This window comes from Pseudomonas sp. GXM4, from assembly GCF_008923895.1.
Lineage (GTDB): Bacteria > Pseudomonadota > Gammaproteobacteria > Pseudomonadales > Pseudomonadaceae > Aquipseudomonas > Aquipseudomonas atacamensis.
This window is the reverse complement of record NZ_WBRZ01000377.1, coordinates 1-4,017: the sequence shown is the minus strand read 5'-3', so window position 1 is coordinate 4,017 and position 4,017 is coordinate 1. Positions and strand designations below refer to the sequence as shown.

The following is a 4,017-nucleotide window of genomic DNA, read 5'->3' as shown; positions in this document are numbered from 1 at the left end:
GGGATTTGTGATCGAACTGATCCAGTGTGGGAGCGAGCTTGCTCGCGAAGAGGCCAGCCCAGACACCATCAATTCACGAGATCAGTGTCTTTCCAGCGCATTCACCAGATCATGAAACGCTTCACGATTGGAATCGTTCAGGCCCATGAGAATCTTGTGCGCTTCCAGCACCTTGATTCGCACCACTTCTTCGGATTGGTCCTGATCCGGCAGGTCGTCCAGGCACTCCGGGCACGGCACCGGGTGGTTGACGATGTTGAACACCTGCTCGAAGCCCATCGACTGCAAAAGCCGAGTGATGTCTTCGTGGGTGGTGACAACCGTCGGCAACAGGCCGACCTTCTGCCGCGACAGGATCGACAGTTTGGCCAGCAGGCCCAAGGTGGTGCTGTCGATGCTGCGGGTTTCGGTCAAATCGATCACGATCGCGTTGAAATTCAGCGCGGTGAAGATTTTCTCAATAGTCGCATCCAACGCCGAACACAGGGTCAGGCGAACTTCACCGACGAACTTCAGGACGAAGGTGCCGTCCTGCTCGGCGAACTGGATTCTACCGGTACTCATTAAAGATTCCTGCTCAACACCAACAGGGCGATATCATCCGGCATCTCCCCTAGCGTGGCCAAACCAAACACTTGCCGCAGACCATCCAGGCTGCCGCCCGCTGACTTCACCCGTTCGGGCAAAGCAGCCTCTTTTTCTTTGAGCGTTGCTTCCGGCAAAAGGTCCAGAATGCCATCAGACATCAGCGTCAGGCTGAACGTCGGCGGCAGCTCAAGCACGTGGTCTTCGTAGGTGGCTTCATTGAAAAGCCCCACCGGCAGGCCACGGCCTTCGAGATAACGAACACTGTCAGGCGTGTACAACACAGGCAAAGGCAGATGGCCGCCAATGCTATAGGTCAACAAACCGGTCTCCTCGTCGATGACTCCACCGACCATTGTGACGTGTTTACCCAGCTTACAACTGATCAGCCCCCGGTTGATATGACCGAGCACTTCCGAAGGCTTGAACTCCGGCAAGGTACCGCTGCGTTTCGATTCGAAGAGCAAACGCGTGGTCATGAACTTCAGCAGCACGGTGACGAAGGCTGATGACGCGCCATGCCCGGAAACATCCGCCAGATAAAACGCGACCCGGCGCTCGTCAACGCGGAAATAGTCGACAAAATCACCCGACAGGTACAGCGACGGGATGATCTGATGGGCAAAATTGAATTCGTCAATGCTCCACGGGCTTTCCGGCAGCATGTTCATCTGCACCTGGCGACCGGCGTTCTGGTCTTCCTGGAGCAGGTTCAGGCTGGCTTCGAGCTCGCGGTTGGCCTTTTCCAGCTTCTCGCTGTAGCGCTGGTTTTCCAGCAGCAGCCGCGCACGATCCAGGGCCCGGCGCACGGAGTGCTCGAGCACAGCCAGATCTTCGAGAGGCTTGATCAGGTAATCCGCCGCGCCCAGGCGCAGGGCCTCGACCGCGTCGTTCATCACCCCGGCACCCGAGACCACGATCACCGGCGTATCGGGTGAGCGCTCGGTGACCTGACGGATCAGTTCGAGACCGCCCATCTGCGGCATGCGCAGATCGCAGATGACCAGATCGGGCTCGTCTTGCTCGAATACCTGAAGACCCTGTTGACCGTTGCCGGCCTGCAGGACGCTGAAACCACTGTCTTCCAGATAGGCCGCGAGGCTCGCGCGCACTACCTCGTCATCATCGATTATCAGCAGCGTGGCACTGGTTTTTGGCATGTGGGCAAACGGCGCCAGAATTAGGTTGGCGTAGTGAGCGGGGCAACGGCCCTGCGCAGACTACTGGATTCGCTTTCTAGCCTCTCTGTTGCAGCGCTTTCAAGCATTCGCCTGGCGCGCGGTTTTAAACAGAGGTGCCCTTCTAAGGCGCAGACGGTACTCCCATCCGCAGAGCGTTTCAAGCATGCGCCAATTGTCGCTTGACGACTTTGTTTGTCAAATCACCGGGAGTTATAAGAACCGCTCCAACGGTAACCCGATGGAAGGTAGTGGCAGTCGCCGGTGACGCTCTGGCGCGGACAAAAAAGGCGACCCGAGGGTCGCCTTTCTGTCGCCGGTCGAAATCAGAAATCGTCTTCGACCTGACCGTCCTTCACCTTGAACTCGCGGTTTTGCAGGTAAGCATTGCGGATGAAGGTGTATTTGTCGCCGCTGATCAGCTTCTCGCTCGACAGCAGGCTGGCGCGGGTATCGACGATGTTCAGGCCGAAGATCGAATTACGCGTCGGCACGTGGTCGATGTAGCGGTACGCGCCGCTGAAGCTGTCGACGTATTTCGAAGGTGCGTCACGCAGGGTGCTCGGCCCCATCAGCGGCAACATCACGTACGGGCCGCTGCCCACGCCCCAGTAACCGAGGGTCTGACCGAAGTCTTCGTCGCTGCGGTTCAAGCCCATCTTGGTGCCGACGTCGAAGAAGCCGAGCAGACCGAAGGTGGTGTTGAAAATCAGTCGGGCGGTATCAACGCCCGCTGCAGCCGGTTTGGCCTGGAGGATGTTGTTCGCCAGGTTGGTCACATCACCGACGTTGCGGAACATATTGTGAATGCCGTCTTCAACGAACTGCGGGGTGATGAACTCATAACCCTGCGCCAGTGGCTTCAGCGCGTATGTGTCAACGAAGTCGTTGAACTGGAAAATCGGCCGGTTGACGCTTTCCCAAGGGTCTTCTTCGGTGGCCGCCTGGGTGGCGAACGGCGCCAGCAACAGGCTGGCACATACACTTAGCTGAGTGAGCGAAGGGCTCCAGCGCATAGAAAAACTCCTTGGATTCGATACTGGCGCGGTCCTCTCGGCCCGGGCATTAAGGCCGCTAGTATAAGCATAAACGCCGATTTGGGCAGTGCGCCGCTGCAAGGATATGCAGGAAGTTTCCTACGCAGCGTTTCACTCGGCTGTCATGCAACTGTCACCCCAGCGCCCTAGTCTTGAGCGTTATTTCAGGGACGTTGCCATGACTCACGCCGAAACCTTGCCCGTCGCCGCGCCCGGCCTGACTGCCGTGCTGTTCGGCCTGAGCGGTTGCCTGGTGGATTTCGGTGCCCGCGCCGCGCAAGAGTTCAACGCCCAGCCGGAACATGCCAAAACTACACCCGGCGCACTCGATAGCCTGAAAAGTTTGCAGCGCCAGGGAATTCCCTGCGCGTGGCTCGACGAATTGCCCCCCGCCCTCGCTCAGCCACTGGCCTCCTCGCTGCCAGACTGGATCAAACCGACGCAACATTCAGCAACAATGAATCCGTGGCCCGCCCCCAACGCCTGCTGGCAAGCGTTGATGGATCTGAACATCGACCGCCTCGACGGCTGCGTGCTGGTCAGTGGTGAGCCGCGCCTGTTACAGGCCGGTCTGAATGCCGGGTTATGGACGATTGGCCTGGCGTCCTGTGGCTCGCTATGCGGCCTGAGCCCGAGCGAGTGGCAGGCTTTGTCACAAAAGGAACGCGAAAAGTTGCGCGGCAAGGCAACCGTGCAATTGTTCGGCCTGGGCGTGCATTCGGTAATCGATCATCTCGGCGAACTGGACGCCTGCCTCGCCGACATCAGCCTGCGCCGCGCCAAAGGCGAAAAGCCCTGATCGGCGTCATGCAGGTTTACCAAGAGTGGATTAATCTAAAGGTCAGCCATAGACCTTTGGCGCGTGGCTGCGGTCAATGCCAGTGCCTATTGATAAAAGGAAACCACCATGCCCGCCCAAGAACTGCAAAAACAGCTCGATACCCTGCGCGAGCAGCTGGAACACAATCCACCGCTGTCGGAAGCCGAGCGTGAGGATCTGCATGCGCTGATGGCGCAGATCGAATCGGAAATCCAGCTGGAAACTGCCACCCAGGACGCGAGCATCGCCGACGGCGTGAACCTGGCGGTCGAGCGCTTCGAAGTCGAACACCCGGCGATCGCCGGCACCCTGCGCAATATCATGAATACGCTGGGCAGCATGGGCATCTGACGCCCCGCCGCACAAAAAAGCCCTGCCAGCGATGGCAGGGCTTTTT

5 protein-coding genes are annotated in these 4,017 nt (G+C 58.7%); 2 read left to right on the top strand and 3 right to left on the bottom strand.

Annotated features, from left to right (window positions below):
• Nucleotides 1-81 precede the first annotated feature (81 nt).
• The 3 genes from rssC to F8N49_RS26135 all read right to left on the bottom strand — a co-directional run bounded on the left by rssC (nt 82) and on the right by F8N49_RS26135 (nt 2,779).
• Complete coding sequence (gene rssC / locus F8N49_RS26145; RefSeq protein ID WP_003226553.1) at nt 82-564, bottom strand: anti-sigma factor antagonist RssC; 483 nt, start codon at nt 562-564, stop codon at nt 82-84.
• Nucleotides 564-1,745: a two-component system response regulator RssB gene (rssB, locus tag F8N49_RS26140; protein ID WP_024013622.1), complete on the bottom strand. Its 1,182-nt coding sequence runs from the start codon at nt 1,743-1,745 to the stop codon at nt 564-566. Before rssB ends, rssC begins: the two co-directional genes overlap by 1 nt.
• A gap of 344 nt (nt 1,746-2,089) precedes the next feature.
• On the bottom strand, nt 2,090-2,779 hold the full coding sequence (locus F8N49_RS26135; RefSeq protein WP_151553163.1) for a VacJ family lipoprotein: 690 nt from the start codon (nt 2,777-2,779) through the stop codon (nt 2,090-2,092).
• A gap of 199 nt (nt 2,780-2,978) precedes the next feature.
• Here F8N49_RS26135 and F8N49_RS26130 point away from each other — a divergent pair, with 199 nt between their 5' ends.
• Both F8N49_RS26130 and F8N49_RS26125 read left to right on the top strand, forming a co-directional pair.
• Nucleotides 2,979-3,599 carry a phosphatase gene (locus F8N49_RS26130; RefSeq protein ID WP_071173046.1) on the top strand — a complete coding sequence of 207 codons (621 nt, stop codon included), beginning with the start codon at nt 2,979-2,981 and terminating at the stop codon, nt 3,597-3,599.
• Between the two features lie 108 nt (nt 3,600-3,707).
• On the top strand, nt 3,708-3,971 hold the full coding sequence (locus F8N49_RS26125) for a DUF4404 family protein (protein ID WP_016775472.1): 264 nt from the start codon (nt 3,708-3,710) through the stop codon (nt 3,969-3,971).
• The last annotated feature ends 46 nt before the right edge of the window (nt 3,972-4,017 follow it).

Coding starts and splice junctions, on each gene's coding strand:
- rssC (WP_003226553.1), bottom strand. CDS start 564: ATGAGTACCGGTAGAATCCAGTTCGCCGAGCAGGACGGCACCTTCGTC.
- rssB (WP_024013622.1), bottom strand. CDS start 1,745: ATGCCAAAAACCAGTGCCACGCTGCTGATAATCGATGATGACGAGGTA.
- F8N49_RS26135 (WP_151553163.1), bottom strand. CDS start 2,779: ATGCGCTGGAGCCCTTCGCTCACTCAGCTAAGTGTATGTGCCAGCCTG.
- F8N49_RS26130 (WP_071173046.1), top strand. CDS start 2,979: ATGACTCACGCCGAAACCTTGCCCGTCGCCGCGCCCGGCCTGACTGCC.
- F8N49_RS26125 (WP_016775472.1), top strand. CDS start 3,708: ATGCCCGCCCAAGAACTGCAAAAACAGCTCGATACCCTGCGCGAGCAG.